This is a genomic window from Pseudomonas guariconensis (assembly GCF_015680235.1).
GTDB classification, from domain to species: Bacteria; Pseudomonadota; Gammaproteobacteria; order Pseudomonadales; family Pseudomonadaceae; genus Aquipseudomonas; species Aquipseudomonas guariconensis_A.
The window spans coordinates 99,846-119,512 of record NZ_JADLJL010000013.1; the positions used below are offsets into that span (position 1 = coordinate 99,846).

Consider the following 19,667-nt stretch of genomic DNA (forward strand, 5'->3'; position numbering starts at 1 on the left):
GGTTGTCGAAGAAAAAGGAGAGCTTCGGCTTACTGCAGGTCAGTTAAGCTATTTGCGGCATTTCATTGGGGCTGCTATGCAGCCCATCGCGGCACAAGGCCGCTCCTACAGGATCATGTGACCTTGCCAATGGCGGGTTTCCTATAGGAGCGGCCTTGTGCCGCGATGGGGCGCGTAGCGGCCCTAATTGATTAACTGACTGGCATTAAGCTTCGGCTCCTCATTAGGCATTGCGTTTACCGAACCTCCACCACCCTCCTTTGGGTGAATCTGCTTTAGCGGGGGCTGGCAGTATTGGCTTTGAAAAGCTTATCGTCATCTTTTGCTCACCACGCTTCTCTGCACTTAGAGTTTCCGGAGTAAGAGATAAAGATTGGCCACCTTTGCGATCCGTCAGCACATACAAATACGTCGTACGCTCAATCTCTACAAAGACATCGTCCGCTTTCTCACCGTCACTCAACTGAAACAGCTTGCTTGAAGTCACACGGTACACATCCTTGCCAACCGTAATCTTGTGCCTAGGATCAAATTGGGGTTTTTCTTTCCCGTCTCGATGACGCGGACTCGTGAAAAACTTACCGACAATGGGCATTCCGAAAGCGCTAGCAGTGCCCTCCGCGAAATGTCCCTGATGTGCAACCCGTGAAATGATCGACTTATACTGGGCCGACAAATAGGCATCAATATTTGATTGCGTCAATACGGTTTCTTTATCGTCAGCCGGATTATAGAGCGTATAAACGGACCGAGGAAGATCCTTCTCAAACACCAATGCGACACCATTCTCTTCAGTGACTTGCTCCGAGGGTGCCGTGGGACAAAAGCGCTCTACTTCTCGCCTCAGCTCAACAGTCAGATTAACAGAGTTACCCTCTTCATTCTGATTGGCATAAGTAATGGCACCCTCAAAAGCGAACTCAGGGGGAAAATTAATTACCTCATCCAAATGTTTCCAAACCTCATGCCCCAGCATATTCTCAAAGCTCAGTGCTGCTTCTCTCCCGTCTCGGTCTCTTAATGTCACTGCCCGATTCCGAACCATACAATATAGATTCAACCCATCCACCGTCCCCGCCGGGTCCGCACTCAACCAACGCCCCGCCCACGGCTGGTAATACCGATAACCGTAGTAATAAAGCCCTGTCGCATCCCGTTCCTTACCCGAATACCTGATCGTTTTGTAACGCCCTTCGATCTCGTTTCGTGCCACCCAGACCGCCGTACCGCCGAACGGGTAATACTCCTCCTGGCTGATCACATTGCCCGACCCATCGAGCTCCAAAGCACTGCTGCCAATCAGGCTGTCGTAGCTGTAGCGCAGTTGATCGTTCGCAATGTCCAGCGGTTTACCGGTCTCCCAGTGCAGCATTCGAACCTGCGCGCGACCGGCTTCGCCCACCGTCATGACCTGCAGGCTTTCTGCAACCTTCTCGCCCATGGAGGTACGCCGAAGCTCCAACCCTGGGAGATAAGTTACCCGCTGAGTCAGCATGCCCCCAGCCGTGCGCTGGAGGCTGCTCTTGAGCACACGCTGGCTGGCACTGTCGTATCGGTAGCTTTCGCAGTCGTCCAAGCCGCCTTCGCGCGTCACCGGCGCGACGTATCGCACCTCGGCACGCGGCGTCCAGGCCAACTGCTGGCCTGGCAACAACACGTTCTGCTGGCCTGCTGCGCCGAACAACGCCTCGACCTGCCGTGGGTCTGTCGCAAGGCTGCTCAACACCGCACGGTTGCTGCGATCACTCACGGTGATCTCAGTGGTATAGCTGTTGTTGGTGGCTGGGGCACTATGACGGATCTGGGTCAGATTACCTGCGCGGTCATAGCGATAGGTGCGGGTGTATTGGGTGTAGGTGGCACTGTCGAAGGGGTTAAGGTGTGGGAGGTTACGACTTTGCCCGGCATTCGCCATTTCGCGGCCAGTGGCACTGGCCAGCCGGTAATGGCTGTCGTAGGTGTAAATGTTTTCCGGCACCATCTTCTGGTTGCGCCAGAACCGTGTAGCCTCGGCGTCGTTGCGCACACTGAGCACATTGCCTACCGGATCGTAGGTATAACGCAAGTCTTGAAGCGCACTCGCGCTGCTTGAATAGCGCGCCGTACGCGTCGTCTTGATGCCAGCCAAGCGTTGCGTTATGGCCTCGTAGGTGTAGGTGGTAACCACACCGTTGCCATGCTCTTCGCGCAGTTTCTGCCCTGCCGCCGAGTAGGCCAGGGACTTGACGATTACCTGCTCTGCCGCCCCCTTGCGGGTCAGCCAACTGCCAATGAGCTGGCCCGCAACATCATAAGCGACGCGCTGCACATTGCCCGCGGCATCGATGATCTCCAGTGCGGTACCGGTAGCATCTGTAATAGCTAGCGTCGTGTGGGCCTGGCTCATCGGCTCCAGATCGCTGTCCCAGGCAACAGGCCCATCGCCTCGCCAATCGACGACCGTTTCAGGGTTGTCGCCATCTTTTAGAAGGCGCCGAGTGGTCGACAATGCAGCGCCTGTCAGGGCTATGCTGCCCCGCTGCACCAGACCTGCGGTGTCGTAGTGGCTGATGCACACTCCAGCCAGATTCAGGTGTTGCTCGTCTACACTGCGGCCACCGTAGACAAAGCGTTCGGTGATGCAGCAAGCATCACCACCTATTTGTTCAAGCACGTAAAGCGGGCGCCCCAGGAGGGCAGCATCCTCATATTGAAAGGTTTGCGTCACGGCCTGACTGCAATCCTCCTGGCCATTTTCCTGCGTCCGTATGTTGCTCATTTTCAGGAAAGGCCGACCGGCAGCATCATTCAGGGAAACCGTGGTGCCCGCATCGGCACTTTGGGTATGCAGGGCGTTGCCCAGCAGGTCGGTTACATGGATAAAGTTTGCCTGGTTTACCTCGCCCAAGCGCGGATCGGCACTTCGACGTAGAGCGCCACGGGCATCGTAGTGATGGCGAGTGATGTATGAGTCTGTCCGCTGCACATCGGAGGGATGGCGATAAAAGGCAATTTCGCGAACGGTCAAGCCACGGTCGAATACCGTCACCGTCGGGGTATTGTGATGGAGTGCAGGGTCAATGACTGGCATGTGGAAAAGTCCCTTACATTAAAAATAAACTGTCACGCTGTGACAGGTCTGCGCCACAAATAGCGAAAATGGATGACACACTCAGCGTACCCATCTAAAACTCAAATAATGTAAGAATTATTCGCACACCAAACAGGACTTTCGCCATCATGCCAACAATCACCCAAACTTCGATATCCCCCTCTAGAACAACCATTGGAATGATGAGCTATATTCTTTGATGGCACCTACTTGACGACGGCTTCGGCTGAACTCACCGCGCATGCTGAGTTCGTCCCATGCGCCAGATCCACCAGAGGCTGCGGCCATATTTGGGACATTTCATTTGGGCTGCTATGCAGCCCATCGCGGCACAAGGCCGCTCCTACAGGATGATTTGACCTTGCCAATAGCGGGTTTCCTGTAGGAGCGGGCTTGCCCCGCGATAAGGCCAGTTCAAGCGGATGGTAGGCCTCCCGTGTCACTCCATCAGAGCTGTTTCGGCTCCCTGAGCCCATTGGCAGGCGAGGCCGACCTAGGCTGGTGGCGAGTGATGGCGATCCCCGCCGCGACTATCGCGATGCCCACATAGGCTGTCCAATGGATGGCATCACCGAACATCAACGCTGCCCATAGCAATGTCACAGGCGGCTCCAGATAGACCAGGGCCGAGACACGGGTCGCCGACAGCTTCTTCAGCAATACCCATAGGCTCAGGTAGGCAATGAATGTGGAGAACAGGGTCAGCCATGCAACGGCTACCCAGACCTGCGTGCTGCCCGGTACCTCGATCAAGCCCAACGGCGCCCCTGTAGCAGCGAGCAGTGCCAGCGTCGCGCACGATTGCAGGAACAACGGCATCAGCAAGCCATCCTTGCTATGGTCGGTCTCCAGCACGGCCTGCCGCCGCTGATACAGGGTGGCGATGGACAACGTCACCGCGGCAATCAGCGGCAGGGCGTACAGCCAGGGGGCGAGTTGGGTCGTGGACAGGCTGTATTCACCGAGTATGACTACGCTGACACCCGCGAATCCGCCCCCAAGCCCCAGCCACTCTTGCCGACCACTGCGCTCATGCTGATCGTTGCGGCTCATCGATGCCGTGATCAACGGCTGCAGCGCACAGATGATGGCGGCGATCCCCGCTGGCAGCCCACCACGGATGGCAATGTAGGCGCTGACCAGGTAGGCGAACTGGGCCAGGAAGCCGATCACGGCGTTGTAGCGCACCTGAGCCCACGACAGCGTACGCAGCCGGTGCGCGACGAACGGCAGCAGGCAGATACTGACCAGCAAGAAACGCCAGAACAGCAGGTTGATGGCGCCGGCGTCTTCGGTGCCCAGCCGGGCACCAATGAAGCCCGAACTCCAGGACAGCACGAAGATGGCTTGCAGCAGGATCAGGTATAGCGCACTGCTTGGCATGGTCACGCCCCTGTGTGATGCAATTGCTCGAACGTAATCGGCTCGATGCCGATACGCGCGAACTGTCGGGCGGGCGATCGGTGCAAGGCCCAGTGCAAGCCCAACCAGTTGGGGATGGTCGCCGGGATGCCATCGTCGGAGGCCAGGTGCCAGAAACGGTTGGCGTCCTCGCGAAAGTAGGGGCAATGAAACGACAACACCAATGACATGCGCCGCCCGCTGAGCACTGGGCGAACGCCATGGAACAATCGGCTGCCGTAGATGAACAGGGCATCGCCAGGCTCATTCAGCCGCGCGGTTTCGAAGGTGCGATGATCCAGCGCATCGAAGGTCTCGACCGTACCGTTATGGAACAGGAACTCGCCCCCGCTGTAATCGGCAGGCCCCGACAACACGATGTTCAGCACATAGTTGGTGCCGTCTGTGTGCCACATGCCCCGTTGCTGCTGTTGCTCGGCAGGCTTGGGGTAGTAATAGTTGACCTGCGAGCGGGCGTTGAGCATCGGGTACGGTACCAGCGGCACGCCCGCGATGCGTGAGACGGCCAACAGGAACGCACGGCTGCGCATCATGTCGTTGATGAACGAAGACAATGCCGTCACCCCTCGGGTGCGCCGGGAAATGATCCAGTCACTGTCGCCCGCCCCATCCTCCAGGCGGGCGCAAATACCTTGCAAGGCGGCGACGCCCTCGGCAGTGAACAAACGATGGACGACCGCCACCCCGGTGATCGCATCCGCTGCGATGGTCGGATGCGGGCTATGGGCATAGCCAAGCGCCTCAAGCGTCCGGGTGTCGCTGACGGTGTGCCCCTGCTGGCAAAGCAGATCGTCCCGCCAGACTACCTGTTCGTCCAGGCAGCTCGACGACGGTTGCGGCGTACGCTTCAACGTCGACTTGAGCGCCAGCTTCACGCGCCCTAGGCCGCGCTCGAACAAGGGTAAGGTGTCTGTTTGGTTCATGATGTGTCCGTCCCAGAGGAGTCGCTACTGAAGGTATTTCGCGATCTGATAACGCACCGAACCGTCACCACTGGCGAACTCGTCCACCACGCTGCAGTTGCAGTGCCGGGCTCTGATGCGGCGGAACTGTTCGGGCGTGTATTTGAGGCAGATATTGGTCAGCAGGTAGCCCTGCTGCCGCAAGTACTGGACAGGCTGAAGGGTCACGGCCACATGGATCGACTCGTCCAGGAGCCGTAACGGCAGGAGGATGGCTTCGTGCTCGCCCGACGGGGTAAAGCCTTGTTGAAGCGCCACCATTCGCGAGAACTCGACCATGCAGGGGTTGGCATAGAACGCGAGGATGGCGTTTTCCAGGCCTTGGTCGTACACCTGCATTTCCGAAAGGATGTAGGTCGCATCACCTGCAAGATTACGGATCAGCCGCCCGGTGCTCACGGGCAGCTCGTTTCCTTCCTGGAACCCCAACAGGGTGATCAGGGTGAGTTCCTGGTCGTGACGCAATGCGTCATGGGTGACGGTGCGGTAGTCGGCGGCCATGTAGTTGAAGCTGCCCGCCCCTTGCACGATGGGACGCACGGCATCGCTCATGGCGATTTCCGAGGCCTGGTTGATGTCGATGGCGGTATAGCGGATGGAGCTGGACGTTTGGGCCATGCGCTTGAGCAGGCATGCGCTCTTGATCGGCTCGGGCCCCAGCTCGACATAGTGAACGCGGCGCCCACTGCCCAGAGCAGCCAACCGCTCGGCAACGTTGCCGATGACATTCTTGAGCGCCCCCTGCCCCTGCGCATCGGCGCATAGCCCACTCTGGCCCACGCCCTGCTCGTTCAAGGCACGCATGAGCAGGAAGATCTCGTGGTTGAAACGATGATCTGCCAGAGGGCCGGGCTCTGGCTGGGCCAGGGTCGAGTACTTCTCGTGGTTCTCGACGGTCCATAAACGCACGTTCTGGTAGGAGGGGTTGCGTACGAGTGCATCTACAACGAAGTCGTTCAGGCTCATCCGTATCATTCCATTGCAATTCGGGGGGAGGCATGCCTTGACCCCACAGTAAGAGGGGGTATAAAGCCTGTACAGTTGAATAAATCGAAGCGCTGATTCGATCCGAGCAAATCAGGTGGCGACATGGGCAAAGGCCTCGACATCGATGTACTGCGAACCTTTCAGGCAGTCGCCCGGCTAGGCCGCTTCAAGGATGCGGCCGACTATGTCCACCGCAGCCCCTCGGCGGTGACGACGCAGATCCAGAAGCTGGAAGAAAAGCTCGGGCAACAACTGTTCGCGCGCAGCAACCAGTCGGTGGAACTGACCCCGGCAGGTCGGCAGTTGCTGGGCGAGGCCACACATTTCCTGATGGCCCATGACAAGCTGCTGGCAAAATTGTCGCCACAGCAGATGACCGGCAAGGTGCGCCTGGGGGTGCCCGACGGCTATGCCGCCGACCTCATGAGCGACTTCCTGCCGGTGTTCGTGGCCCGCAATCCGAAACTGGAGCTCGAAGCCGTGGCGCGCTCCAGCGCGGAGCTTATCGACCTGTTTGCGCGACAGCGGCTGGACCTGGCAGTAGCGGTCAGCCATGAAACCTGGGAGCAAGGTGAATGGCTGCGCTCGACCCAGCCGCGTTGGGCTTCAGCCCCCGGCTTCATCCATGATCCAGGCCGCCCTTTGCCGCTGGCACTGCAGTTGAAGGGCTGCCCGTACCGGGAAGCCGCCCTGCAGGCCTTGAAGGCCCACGGCATTGCCTACCGCATCCTGCTGGAAAGCGCCAATTGGCATGCGGTGCTGGCCTGCATGAGAAGTGGCCTGGCTGTCGGCATCGTCGAAGGGCTGGACAGCGGGGACACCTCGCTTGCGTTCGTAGAGGGGATGGGCCTGCCCGACTTCGCCGAGCACCATGTTTACCTGCTCACGGACACCTCCCACCATGTCGCGCTACACCTGAACGCGATGTTGAAAGCCGCCATCCAGAAGGAAGGCGCCGCCCAGTGATACCGCCGACTCGCCTTGGTGAATGGCTCGCTGCATGTTAATCCCTGACCTGCAGGTACCGGGCTGCCATAATGACCAGGCATCGCCCGAGGTCGCGCCCCACCCGCCAAGGCATGCAAAAGGGTGGCTCTAGGGGGAGCCACCGCGCACCGGAGGTTTCCGCATGTTCGATTCCAGCGCCCTGCTGCAACAGCGCTTCAAAGCGCTGCGCAGCTCGGCCGAACTGTTTTCCTTGCGCCATGTGAAGCAGTCGCACCAGAGCCTGTCGGTGCGCCGCAATGTGGCCGAGCCGCCTTCTTTCAGCCAGGACGAAGGCGCGATGCTCACCGTACGCGTCAATGGCGTCGAGGCCTACGCCGCCACCGCCGACCTGTCCCAGGCCGGGCTGCAGCGCGCCCTGGAGCAGGCCGAAGCCCTGGCCCGCACCATCGCCGCCCACAGCTTGCTCGACCTGCGTGACCAACCGGTGCCAAGCCAGCGTCACGACCATGTCTCGCCCAACTTCGATCAGCCCCTGCCAAGCCTGGCCGAGTGCCTCGAGCTGCTCGCCAGCGAGTCGGCCAGCGTGCCCAGGGACAGCCGCCTGGTGGACTGGCAGGCGAGCCTGGGCACCAGCCTGGTCGAGCAGACCTACCTGAACTCGGCCGGTGCCGAGCTGCGCCATGCCCAACGCTTCCTGTTTCCCGGCCTGAGCGTGACCGCCAGCGATGGCCAGGACAGCCAGTGCCGCAGCCTGGGCCGGGAGAATTTCGGCCAGCAGGGCGGCTTCGAGGTCATCGAGCGCTGTGGCCTGGTCGGCGCCGCCCGCCGCATCGCGGACGAAGCCCTGCAACTGCTGCTGGCGCCCAATACCCCCAGCGGCCCCCGCGACCTGCTGCTGATGCCCGACCAGATGATGCTGCAGATCCACGAGTCCATCGGCCACCCGCTGGAAATGGACCGCATCCTGGGCGACGAGCGCAACTACGCCGGCACCAGCTTCGTCAAGGCGAGCGACTTCGGCCACCTGCAGTACGGCTCGAACCTGCTCAACGTGACCTTCGACCCGAGCATCGGCGAAGAACTGGCCAGCTACGCCTTCGATGACGACGGCACCCAGGCGAGCAAGCAGTACCTGATTCGCGACGGCCTGTTGCTGCGCCCCCTGGGCGGTGCTCTGTCGCAATACCGCTCGGGCCTGGAGGGCGTGGCCAACAGCCGAGCCTGCGGCTGGAACCGTGCACCGATAGATCGCATGGCCAACCTCAATATCGAGCCCGGCGACCGAACGCTCGCGCAACTGGTTGCCGGTATCGAGCGCGGCATCCTGATGCGCACCAACCGCTCCTGGTCCATCGACGATGCGCGCAACAAATTCCAGTTCGGCTGCGAGTGGGGCCAACTGATCGAAGACGGCGAGCTCAAGGGGGTGGTGAAGAATCCCAATTACCGCGGCATTTCCGCCGACTTCTGGCGCAACCTGTGCGCAGTCGGTGACCGCAGCACCTTCCAGGTGCTCGGCACGCCCAACTGCGGCAAGGGCGAACCCAACCAGGTGGTACGGGTCGGTCACGCCTCGCCGGCCTGTGTGTTCCGCCAGATCGACGTTTTCGGAGGGGACGCCTGATGACCACCCGCTACCAGCAACGTTTCCAAGACCTGCTCGACGCACTGCGCAGCGCCATCGAGCCAGGGGAACACTTCACGCTTGGCTACAGTGCCGAGCAATCGCAGTTCGTGCGTTTGAACCATGCCAAGGTGCGCCAGGCAGGCCTGGTCAGCCAGGCCAGTGTCCACCTGCGTCTGGTGCGCGACGGCCGCCAGGCACAGCAGCAGGTCACCTTAGGCGACGACACCGCGCTCGATAGTCAACGCCTGCGCGGCGCCCTGACACAATTGCGCCAGACCTTGCCGCTGCTTCCCGCCGATCCCTACCTGAGCCTCGATGAGCGCGCCTGGCACAGCCACAGCCTGCTGGAACAGCCGCTGCCGGAATTGGGTGAAGTGCTGGCACGGATCGAGCGCGAGGCCGGCGACTTGGACCTGGTCGGGATCTATGCCGCAGGCCCGATCTGCCACGGCTTTGCCAGCTCTTTCGGGGCCTTCGGCTGGCACCAGGCCAACAGCTTCAACTTCGACTGGAGCCTGTTCCATGCCAACGGCCAGGCGGTCAAGGCCAACTATGCAGGCCAGGCCTGGAGTGCCGAACAGTTCGTCGCGCGCCTGCGCCAGGCCCGTGAGCAACTGGCATTCCTGGGGCGCCCGGCGATTACCCTCAAGCCCGGCAGCTATCGGGCCTACCTGGCACCAGCGGCCATGGACGAGATCGCCGGCATGCTCTGCTGGGGGGGCTTTTCTGCCCAGGCGCTGGCTACCGGCAACAGCGCGTTGCAGCGCCTGTACAACGGCGATGCCTGCCTCAGCCCGCTGGTCAGCTTCGACGAACACGTCAGCGGTTCGCTGAGCCCACCGTTTTCCGATGAAGGCTCGCCTCGCCAGGACCTGCGCCTGATCAATGAAGGCCGCGCCCTGGAGCGCTTGGTCAGCGCACGCAGCGCTGCCGAGTTCGAACTGCAGGCCAACGGCGCCGACGGCTACGAGTCGCCTTGCGCGCTGAGCCTGGCGCCAGGGCACTTGGCATCGGCGCAGGTTCTCGAGCGCCTGGGCACAGGCCTGTACATCAGCAACCTCTGGTACCTGAACTATTCCGACCTGCCGGCCGCGCGCATGACCGGGCTGACCCGCTTCGCCACCTTCTGGGTCGAGGATGGCCAAATCCAGGGGCCGGTGAGCACCATGCGCTTCGATGACAGCCTGTACAGCTTGCTGGGCAGCCAGCTGGAAGACCTGACCTGCGAGCGGGAGCTGATCCTGTCGACCAGCACCTATGGCCAGCGCAGCACTGGGTCGAGTCATTTGCCGGGAGCGTTGGTCAAAGCCCTGACATTGACATTGTGATTGCAGAACAGGGGCTGCTGCGCAGCCCTTTCGCGGCACACGGCCGCTCCTACAAGGGCGCCACTGCGCCCTGAAGGGGCGGCCTTGTGCCGCGATCGAGGGCGACGCCCTCGCCATGGAAGCATCATGCAGCTCTGGAACAATGAGGTTCACATGCCCGAACGCGCCCCGCTGGACCCCGTCACCGCCCGCTGGATCCCCTGGGTGGTGGCCATCGCCTTCTTCATGCAGTCCCTGGACGGCACCATCCTCAATACTGCCCTGCCCGCCATGGCCCGTTCCCTGGCCGAAGACCCGTTGCGCATGCAGGGCGTGATCATCGCCTACATGCTCACCGTCGCGTTGTTGATCCCCGCCTCGGGCTGGATCGCCGACCGCTTCGGAACCAAGCGCATCTTCTTCAGCGCCATCGTCCTTTTCAGCCTTGGCTCGCTGCTGTGCGCCATGGCCAACAGCCTGACGTTCCTGATCCTCGCCCGGGTCATCCAGGGCCTGGGCGGCGCCCTGATGCTGCCGGTCGGTCGGCTGGTGGTGCTGCGCGCCTATCCACGCTCGGAACTTGTGCGGATCATGAGTTTCGTCACCATCCCCGGGCTGCTCGGCCCACTGCTCGGGCCGACCCTCGGCGGTTGGCTGGTGGAGATCCTCAGCTGGCACTGGATCTTCCTGATCAACCTGCCCGTCGGCGCGCTGGGCTGCTACGCCGTGTGGAAGTTCATCCCCGACCTGCGCGGCGTCGAGCGCACGACCTTCGACGGCCCCGGTTTCATCCTGTTCGGCGCGGCAATGGTGCTGATCACCATCGCCATGGAAGGCCTGGGCGAGCTGCACCTGCCACACCTGCGAGTGATGCTCCTGCTGTTCGCCGGCATGGCATGCCTGGCCGCGTACTGGCTGCGCGCCGGGCGCGACCCGGAGCCGCTGTTCCCGCCCAGCCTGTTCCGCGTGCGCACCTTCGCCATCGGCATCCTCGGCAACCTGTTCGCGCGCCTGGGCAGCGGCGCCCTGCCCTTCCTCGTGCCGCTGCTGTTGCAGGTGGCGCTGGGTTACTCACCGGCCGAAGCCGGCATGAGCATGATCCCGCTGGCAGCGGCGGCGATGCTGGCCAAGTCCATCGCCAGACCGCTGATCGAACGCTTCGGCTACCGCATCATCCTGACCGGCAACACCCTGTTGCTCGGTGCGCTGCTGGCCAGCCTGGGGCTGGTGGACGAACAGACTCCCTATGCCTTGCTGCTGGTACAACTGGCCCTGCTCGGCGCGGTGAACTCGATGCAGTTCACTGCCATGAATACCGTGACCCTGATCGACCTGGACGACGCCCACGCCAGCAGCGGTAACAGCCTGCTATCGGTGGTCGCGCAATTGTCGCTGAGCCTGGGCGTGGCTTGCGCCGGCGCCCTGCTCGGGGGCTTCAGCGCAGCCGGCAGCGCCGAGGGCGTGGAAAGCACCCTGGGCGCCTTCCAGCTGACCTTCCTGACCATCGGCCTGATGGCGATGCTGGCGGCGGCGATCTTCCTGCAGCTCGCGCCGACGGACGGAAGGCGTGCCCGTCGTCAGGAAGCGCACATGGAGTCGTAGGGCGAATGGCCACGAGGCTGGTAGACTGTGCGGCATTTTTCGCTTCGCAACGCAGGCCCGCCTCGTGACCACCGACTCCACCGCCTTCGCCACCCTGCCGCTGTCCGCTGCCATGCTGGCCAACCTGGACGCCCTCGGCTACACCTCGATGACGCCGATCCAGGCCCAGAGCCTGCCGGTCATCCTCAAGGGCCAGGACCTGATCGCCCAGGCCAAGACCGGCAGCGGCAAGACCGCCGCCTTCGGCATCGGCCTGCTCAACCCGATCAACCCACGCTACTTCGGCTGCCAGGCCTTGGTGCTGTGCCCCACTCGCGAGCTCGCCGACCAGGTGGCCAAGGAGCTGCGTCGCCTGGCCCGAGCCGAGGACAACATCAAGATCCTCACCCTCTGCGGCGGCGTCTCGCTCGGCCCGCAGATCGCCTCGCTGGAGCATGGCGCGCACATCATCGTCGGCACCCCGGGCCGGGTGCAGCAACACCTGGACAAAGGCACCCTGGTGCTGGACGGGCTCAATACCCTGGTACTGGACGAAGCCGACCGCATGCTCGACATGGGCTTCTTCGACGCCATCGCCAGCATCATCGGCAAGACCCCATCACGCCGCCAGACCCTGCTGTTCTCGGCCACCTACCCAGCCGGCATCGAGCAACTGGCCGCCGATTTCATGCGCAAGCCGCAGCAGGTGAAGGTCGAAAGCCTGCACGCCGACAACCAGATCGAGCAGCGCTTCATCGAGATCGACCCGCAACAGCGCCTGGAAGCCGTCACCCGCGTGCTGGGCCATTACCGCCCGCAATCGTGCGTGGCGTTCTGCTTCACCAAGCAGCAGTGCGAGGACGTGGTCGCCCATCTGACGGCCAAGGGCATCGTCGCCCAGGCGTTGCACGGCGACCTGGAGCAGCGCGACCGCGACCAGGTGCTGACGATGTTCGCCAACCGCAGCAGCTCGGTACTGGTCGCCACCGACGTGGCCGCCCGCGGCCTGGACATCGATGGCCTGGACATGGTCATCAACGTCGAGCTGGCCCGTGATGCCGAGATCCATGTGCACCGCGTCGGCCGTACGGGCCGTGCCGGCGAGAAAGGCATCGCCATCAGCCTGGTCGCCCCCGCTGAAGGCCACCGTGCCCAGGCCATCGAAGACCTGCAGAAACGCCCACTGCGCTGGGAACAGCTCGACAGCCTGAAGAACAAGGGCGGCGAACCCCTGCTGCCAGCGATGACCACCCTGTGCATCGCCGCCGGCCGCAAGGACAAGCTGCGCCCGGGCGATATCCTCGGCGCGCTGACCGGCGACGCCGGCATCCCCGGCAAGCAGGTCGGCAAGATCGCCATCTTCGACTTCCAGGCGTTCGTGGCCGTAGAACGCGCGGTGGCCAGGCAGGCCATGCAGCGGCTGAACAGCGGCAAGATCAAGGGCCGGTCCCTGAAAGTCCGCATCGTCTGACCTATTTTGTTGGGGCCGCTGTGCGGCCCTTTCGCGGCGCAAGGCCGCTCCTACAGGGACTGCGCTGTCTTTGTAGGAGCGGCCTTGCGCCGCGAAAGGGCTGCTCAGCAGCCCCGGTAGTCTTGAAGAGGTAACACCGTGCACTCCACCGACGTGATCATCCTCGGCGCCGGCGCCGCAGGCCTGATGTGCGCCCAGCTCACCGCCCGCCGCGGCCGCCGCGTGCTGGTGCTCGACCATGCCAACAAGCCGGGCAAGAAGATCCTCATGTCTGGCGGCGGTCGCTGCAACTTCACCAATATGTACACCGAGCCGGCCAACTTCCTCTCGCACAACCCGCACTTCTGCAAGTCAGCCCTGGCCCGCTACACCCAGTGGGATTTCATCGAACTGGTCACCAAGCACGCAGTGCCCTACCACGAGAAAAAGCTCGGTCAGCTGTTCTGCGACAACAAGGCCAGCGACATCCTCGACATGCTGCTGGCCGAATGTGACGACGCCGGCGCCGAGATCCGCATGCACACCAGCATCGAACAGATCGAGAAGACCGAGAGCGGCTACCTGCTGCAGACCAACGCCGGCCAGTTCGCCTGCCAGTCCCTGGTGATCGCCACCGGCGGCCTGTCGATCCCGACCCTGGGCGCCACCGGCTTTGGCTACCAGGTGGCGCGCCAGTTCGGCCACAGCCTGCTGCCCACCCGTGCCGGCCTGGTGCCGTTCACCATCACCGAGCCTCAACTCAAGGCACTGTGTAGCGAACTTTCCGGCACGTCGCTGGACTGCATCGCCAGCTGCAATGGCACCAGCTTCCGGGAAAACCTGCTGTTCACCCACCGTGGCCTGAGCGGCCCGGCGATCCTGCAAATCTCCTCGTTCTGGGAGGCCGGCGACACGGTCGAGCTCAACCTGCTGCCGGATCGCGATGCACTGGTCTGGCTGCAAAACGTTCAGGCCGAACGGGCCAATGCCGAGCTCAAGACCGTGCTGGGCGAGGTGTTCACCCGCAAGCTGGCCAATCTGCTGGCCGAGCAGTGGTTCGTGTCCAAGCCGATGAAGCAGTACACGCCGGCCGAACTGGCCGAGGTCGCCGAAAAACTGTCGGCCTGGCAGGTGGTGCCAGCCGGTACCGAGGGCTACCGCACCGCCGAAGTGACCCTGGGCGGCGTGGATACCCGCGAGGTCTCGTCCAAGACCATGGAGTCGCTCAAGAGCCCAGGGCTGTATTTCATCGGCGAGGTGCTGGACGTGACCGGCCACCTGGGTGGTTTCAACTTCCAATGGGCCTGGGCTTCGGCCAACGCCGCGGCGCAGTTCGTGTAGAGTAGAATCCTTTCAGCAGCACGGAACGCTTCTTGCTGGACCGTGCGGTAAAGCCGGCATTGATCGGGGCTGCGTTGCAGCCCATCGCGAGGCAAGCCCGCTCCTATAGGAGCGGGGCTGCCTCGTGATGGGGCACCCCAAGATGGACGGCGTGAAAGGTATCCATTCGATCACTGCCAGCAGGCCACCATGTCATCGAGCTCGTTCCGCCATTCTTTGCGTCGCCTCTGGGGCCAAGACAAGTTCAGCTACAGCATCCGGGTAACGGTCGCCCTGACCGGCAGCATGGCCCTGTGCTGGTACCAGGACGAAATGGCCCTGCTGATCCCGCTGTTCCTGGGCATCATCGCCAGCGCCCTGGCCGAGACCGACGATGGCTGGCAAGGCCGCCTGAGTGCCCTGGCCGTGACCTTGGTGTGCTTCGCCATCGCTGCCCTGTCGGTGGAGCTGTTGTTCCCCTACCCCTGGCTGTTCGCCGGCGCGCTGGCCCTGGCCACCTTCGGCCTGACCATGCTTGGCGCCCTGGGCGAGCGCTACGGCGCAATCGCCTCGGCCACCTTGATCCTTTCGGTGTACACCATGATCGGCGTGGACCAGCGCGGCGGCGAGGTCAGCGACTTCTGGCACGAGCCCCTGCTGCTGGTGGCGGGCGCGGCCTGGTACGGCCTGCTGTCGGTGCTATGGCAGGCACTGTTTTCCAACCAGCCGGTGCAGCAGAGCCTGGCCAAGCTGTTCCTCGAGCTCGGCCGCTACCTCAAGCTCAAGGCCAACCTGTTCGAACCGATCCGCAACCTGGACCTCGAAGCCCGGCGCCTGGAGCTGGCCCAGCAGAACGGCAAGGTGGTGGCGGCCCTGAACGCGGCCAAGGAAATCATCCTGCACCGGGTCGGCAACAGCCAGCCGAATTCCAAGGTCAGCCGCTACCTCAAGCTGTACTTCCTGGCCCAGGACATCCATGAGCGGGTCAGTGCCTCGCACTACCCCTACAACGCCCTGGCCGAGGCGTTCTTCCACAGCGATGTGATGTTCCGTTGCCAGCGCCTGCTGCGCCAGCAGGGCTCGGCCTGCCAGCAGCTGTCACAGTCGATCCGCCTGCGCCAGCCGTTCGTCTACGGCACAGGCTTCGCCGAGGCACTGGAAGACCTCAATGCCTCGCTGGAACACCTGCGCATCCAGAGCAACCCGGCCTGGCGCGGCCTGCTGCGTTCCCTGCGTGCCCTGGCCGGCAACCTGGCGACCCTCGACCGCCTGTTGGGCGCCGCGAGCAACCCCGACAGCCTGGCCGACGCCAGCGACAGCAGCCTGCTGGACCGCTCGCCGCGCAACTTCAAGGATGTCTGGAGCCGCCTGCGTACCCAGCTGACACCGACCTCGCTGCTGTTCCGCCATGCCTTGCGCCTGTCCCTGGCGCTGTCGGTCGGCTACGGCATGGTGCACCTGATCCACCCGACCCAGGGCTACTGGATCATCCTCACCACCCTGTTCGTCTGCCAGCCCAACTACGGCGCCACCCGTCGCAAGCTGGTGCAGCGCATTTTCGGTACCGCCATCGGCCTGACCGTGGGCTGGGCCCTGTTCGACCTGTTCCCCAGCCCGATCATCCAGTCCATGTTCGCGGTGGTCGCCGGGGTGGTGTTCTTCGTCAACCGCACCACCCGCTACACCCTGGCCACCGCAGCGATCACGCTGATGGTGCTGTTCTGCTTCAACCAGATCGGCGATGGCTATGGCCTGTTCCTGCCTCGCCTGTTCGATACCCTGGTCGGCAGCCTGATCGCCATCGTCGCGGTCTTCCTGGTACTGCCCGACTGGCAGGGTCGACGATTGAACAAGGTCCTGGCCAATACCCTGGCCTGCGCCAGCGTCTACCTGCGCCAGATCATGCAGCAGTATGCCCATGGCAAACGCGACGACCTGGCCTACCGCCTGGCCCGGCGCAACGCGCACAACGCCGACGCGGCCCTGTCCACCACCTTGGCCAACATGCTCATGGAGCCTGGGCACTTTCGCAAGGAGGCGGACGTGGGCTTTCGCTTCCTGGTGCTTTCCCACACGCTGCTCAGCTACCTCTCCGGCCTGGGCGCCCACCGTGACACGGCGCTGCCGGCCGAAGTCCACGAGCAGTTGATCGACGGTGCCGGCCAGAGCCTGGCCAACAGCCTCGATGAGATCGCCAACGGCCTGGCAGCAGGCTTGCCGGTAGCCGTCCACAGCGACACGGAAGAAGCCCTGGCCGACACCTTGGAACAGATGCCCGAAGAGCTGGATGAACACCAACGCCTGGTGCAGACCCAACTGGCGCTGATCTGCCGTCAGCTAGGGCCCTTGCGCACCCTGGCAGGCCACCTGATCAAGCAGCCTGACGCCTAGCGCTGCAGCGGCGTCCAGACGGCTAATAGCTCCGACCGCAGGAAGCGAGCCCCTGGGTCAAGGGTAGCCAAGCACGTCGCGGATCTGGCGCAGGTGCTGGATGATCCACTGCTTGTCGATCGCGCCCCAGTCGTGGATGCGGTAGTGCCCGGCGTGGTTGCGCGCCCCTGCCTGCTGCTCGAACTCGCAGACAATGTCCAGGTCGGCCAGGGCGGCGATAGTGTCCTGGGCGGTGCGCCTGGGCATGCCGGTTGCCTCCATCAGCGCCGGCACGCTGGTGGCGGTCTGGCTGTCGATCAGCCAAGCCACGTAGAGGCGGCGGTAGAAACTGCTCTTGGTCTTGCTCACATCCATGCCGCTCGATCCTCAGGTGATGCCCGGTAGTTCCCGGTAGGTCAGGTAGACGCGCAGGTCGAACTCCAATTGATGGTAGTCCGGTTCCATGTGCTGGCAGAGTTGATAGAACGCTTTGTTGTGGTCGCGCTCGCGCAGGTGTGCCAGTTCGTGCACGACGATCATGCGCAGGAACTGCGGCGCGGCTTCCTTGAACAACGAGGCGATGCGGATTTCCTTCTTGGCCTTGAGCTTGCCGCCCTGCACGCGCGAGACCGCGGTGTTCAGGCCCAGGGCACGATGGGTCAGGTCCAGGCGGTTGTCGAACAGCACCTTGTCCAGGTTCGGCGCGCTGCGCAGGTAGTGTTGCTTAAGGTCCTGGGCATAGCTGTACAGGGCCTTGTCGCTCTGCACGTCGTGGCGCTCGGGGTAGCGTTGGCTCAGGTAGTCGCCCAGGCGATCGGTGGCGATCATCTGGCGGACCTGCTCCTGCAGATGGGGTGGGTAGGCTTGCAGATAACGTAGTGTGGTCATGGCGCCGCGTTCAGCGAAACGAATCGCGAGACAAGCCCGCTCCCACAGGGTTCGGCGTATACAACCCCTGTGGGAGCGGGCTTGCCCCGCGATGGGGCTGCGCAGCAGCCCCGATTGATGCCGGATCAGTTGACCTTGGCAGCCAACTCGCCCTTGGCGTAACGCTGGAACATACCTTCCAGGGAGATCGGCTTGATCTTGGAGGCGTTGCCGGCAGTGCCGAAGGCTTCGTAACGGGCGATGCACACGTCACGCATGGCCTTCACGGTTTCGGCGAAGAACTTGCGTGGATCGAACTCGCTCGGGTGCTGGGCCATGTAGCGGCGGATGGCACCGGTGGAAGCCAGGCGCAGGTCGGTGTCGATGTTGACCTTGCGCACGCCGTACTTGATACCTTCGACGATTTCCTCGACCGGCACGCCGTAGGTTTCCTTGATGTCACCGCCGTATTCGTTGATGACCTTCAGCCATTCCTGAGGCACCGAGGAGGAGCCGTGCATCACCAGGTGGGTGTTGGGAATGCGCTTGTGGATCTCCTTGATGCGGTCGATCGCCAGGATGTCGCCGGTTGGCGGCTTGGTGAACTTGTACGCGCCGTGGCTGGTGCCGATGGCGATGGCCAGGGCATCGACCTGGGTCTTCTTGACGAAGTCGGCGGCTTCTTCCGGGTCGGTCAGCATCTGGCTGTGGTCCAGGGTGCCTTCGGCGCCGATGCCGTCTTCTTCACCGGCCTGGCCGGTTTCCAGGCTGCCCAGGCAACCCAGCTCGCCTTCCACCGACACGCCGCAAGCGTGGGCGAACGCCACGGTCTGCTGGGTGACGCGCACGTTGTACTCGTAGTCGGACGGGGTCTTGCCGTCTTCCTTGAGCGAGCCGTCCATCATCACCGAGCTGAAGCCCAGCTGGATGGAGCGCTGGCACACGTCAGGGCTGGTGCCGTGGTCCTGGTGCATGCACACCGGGATGTGCGGGAACTCTTCGATCGCTGCCAGGATCAGGTGACGCAGGAAGGGAGCACCGGCGTACTTGCGGGCACCGGCCGAGGCCTGGACGATGACCGGAGAGTCGGTCTTGTCGGCGGCTTCCATGATGGCGCGCATCTGCTCGAGGTTGTTGACGTTGAAAGCCGGAACGCCGTAGCCGAACTCGGCGGCGTGGTCCAGCATCTGGCGCATGCTAATGAGTGCCATTGTGTATCTCTCTCCCGACAAGCGTCGTTGTTTCGTGCAAGCCTGCCGCAGGGGCGGTTGCTGTTCAAGTAGTGTGGGCCGCCTCGCGGCCCGGCCAGTCACGGTGCCTTGCAGCCCCGCCCAATCAGGTCGTTGGTCGCTACCCAGTACACCAGGCCTTCATCGCCCTTGGTGTGCAAGGCCAACACGCCATCGCTGTAGAGCGCACCCGAGGCGCCCGGCTCGGACTTGAGCCGGTAGACCTGGTCGCCGCCGCCCAGACGCACGTCGACCGACTCCTGGGTAGCATCGGCGAAGCGCCAAAGCACTTCGGCCTGTGTGTCGCAGACCCAGCGGGTCCAGTTGTCCGCCGGGGCGGGTTGCGGCGATTGCAGCAGCGAGCATCCTGCCAGGGTCGCCAGGGCCATCGAGGCCAGTAGCGCTTTCATTCAATTTCCTCGATTTGGGGCTGCTTTGCAGCCCATCGCCCGGCACCCACCAACCCCCCCCGGACAGAGACGTAAAAGGGGGGGGGGGGTTGGGGC

Annotated in this window: 15 protein-coding genes; 7 read left to right on the forward strand and 8 right to left on the reverse strand. The window is 63.0% G+C overall.

Features of this window, described 5'->3' with window-relative positions; translation table 11 throughout:
* Window positions 1-223: 223 nt before the first annotated feature.
* The 4 genes from IRZ56_RS11820 to IRZ56_RS11835 form a co-directional block, all read right to left on the reverse strand.
* Window positions 224-3,070 (reverse strand): RHS repeat-associated core domain-containing protein, encoded by a 2,847-nt coding sequence (locus IRZ56_RS11820; RefSeq protein WP_196145101.1) that lies wholly within the window; start codon window positions 3,068-3,070, stop codon window positions 224-226.
* 468 nt (window positions 3,071-3,538) lie between these two features.
* On the reverse strand, window positions 3,539-4,474 hold the full coding sequence (locus IRZ56_RS11825) for a DMT family transporter (RefSeq protein WP_196145102.1): 936 nt from the start codon (window positions 4,472-4,474) through the stop codon (window positions 3,539-3,541).
* A gap of 2 nt (window positions 4,475-4,476) precedes the next feature.
* Entirely contained in the window at window positions 4,477-5,436 is a 960-nt protein-coding gene (locus IRZ56_RS11830; protein ID WP_196145103.1) for a 2OG-Fe(II) oxygenase, read from the reverse strand.
* A 24-nt stretch (window positions 5,437-5,460) separates the two neighbouring features.
* Complete coding sequence (locus tag IRZ56_RS11835) at window positions 5,461-6,441, reverse strand: hypothetical protein (RefSeq protein ID WP_196145104.1); 981 nt, start codon at window positions 6,439-6,441, stop codon at window positions 5,461-5,463.
* Window positions 6,442-6,564: 123 nt separating this feature from the next.
* Between IRZ56_RS11835 and IRZ56_RS11840 the strand changes: the two genes are divergently transcribed.
* The 7 genes from IRZ56_RS11840 (at window position 6,565) to yccS (ending at window position 17,086) form a co-directional block, all read left to right on the forward strand.
* Complete coding sequence (locus IRZ56_RS11840; RefSeq protein ID WP_196145105.1) at window positions 6,565-7,428, forward strand: LysR family transcriptional regulator; 864 nt, start codon at window positions 6,565-6,567, stop codon at window positions 7,426-7,428.
* A 163-nt stretch (window positions 7,429-7,591) separates the two neighbouring features.
* Complete coding sequence (locus IRZ56_RS11845) at window positions 7,592-9,034, forward strand: TldD/PmbA family protein (RefSeq protein WP_196145106.1); 1,443 nt, start codon at window positions 7,592-7,594, stop codon at window positions 9,032-9,034.
* Window positions 9,034-10,365 carry a TldD/PmbA family protein gene (locus IRZ56_RS11850; RefSeq protein ID WP_196145107.1) on the forward strand — a complete coding sequence of 444 codons (1,332 nt, stop codon included), beginning with the start codon at window positions 9,034-9,036 and terminating at the stop codon, window positions 10,363-10,365. Before IRZ56_RS11845 ends, IRZ56_RS11850 begins: the two co-directional genes overlap by 1 nt.
* 153 nt (window positions 10,366-10,518) lie before the next feature.
* Window positions 10,519-11,946: a multidrug transporter subunit MdtD gene (gene mdtD / locus IRZ56_RS11855; RefSeq protein WP_196145108.1), complete on the forward strand. Its 1,428-nt coding sequence runs from the start codon at window positions 10,519-10,521 to the stop codon at window positions 11,944-11,946.
* A 112-nt stretch (window positions 11,947-12,058) separates the two neighbouring features.
* Window positions 12,059-13,396, forward strand: a complete 1,338-nt coding sequence (gene dbpA, locus IRZ56_RS11860) for an ATP-dependent RNA helicase DbpA (RefSeq protein WP_230381249.1) — start codon at window positions 12,059-12,061, stop codon at window positions 13,394-13,396.
* A 138-nt stretch (window positions 13,397-13,534) separates the two neighbouring features.
* The gene (locus IRZ56_RS11865) at window positions 13,535-14,716 is read left to right on the forward strand and encodes an NAD(P)/FAD-dependent oxidoreductase (protein ID WP_196145110.1); all 1,182 of its coding nucleotides are present in this window, start codon (window positions 13,535-13,537) and stop codon (window positions 14,714-14,716) included.
* A gap of 189 nt (window positions 14,717-14,905) precedes the next feature.
* Window positions 14,906-17,086 (forward strand): YccS family putative transporter, encoded by a 2,181-nt coding sequence (gene yccS, locus IRZ56_RS11870; RefSeq protein ID WP_196145111.1) that lies wholly within the window; start codon window positions 14,906-14,908, stop codon window positions 17,084-17,086.
* A 57-nt stretch (window positions 17,087-17,143) separates the two neighbouring features.
* Here the strand turns inward: yccS and IRZ56_RS11875 are convergent, their stop codons facing one another.
* The 4 genes from IRZ56_RS11875 to IRZ56_RS11890 form a co-directional block, all read right to left on the reverse strand.
* Window positions 17,144-17,440, reverse strand: a complete 297-nt coding sequence (locus IRZ56_RS11875; RefSeq protein ID WP_070090534.1) for a winged helix-turn-helix domain-containing protein — start codon at window positions 17,438-17,440, stop codon at window positions 17,144-17,146.
* Window positions 17,441-17,452: 12 nt separating this feature from the next.
* Entirely contained in the window at window positions 17,453-17,953 is a 501-nt protein-coding gene (locus IRZ56_RS11880; protein WP_196145112.1) for a M48 family metallopeptidase, read from the reverse strand.
* 125 nt (window positions 17,954-18,078) lie between these two features.
* Window positions 18,079-19,143 carry a class II fructose-bisphosphate aldolase gene (fba, locus tag IRZ56_RS11885; RefSeq protein WP_084854068.1) on the reverse strand — a complete coding sequence of 355 codons (1,065 nt, stop codon included), beginning with the start codon at window positions 19,141-19,143 and terminating at the stop codon, window positions 18,079-18,081.
* Window positions 19,144-19,241: 98 nt separating this feature from the next.
* On the reverse strand, window positions 19,242-19,571 hold the full coding sequence (locus IRZ56_RS11890; protein WP_084854066.1) for an MliC family protein: 330 nt from the start codon (window positions 19,569-19,571) through the stop codon (window positions 19,242-19,244).
* Between the last annotated feature and the right edge of the window lie 96 nt (window positions 19,572-19,667).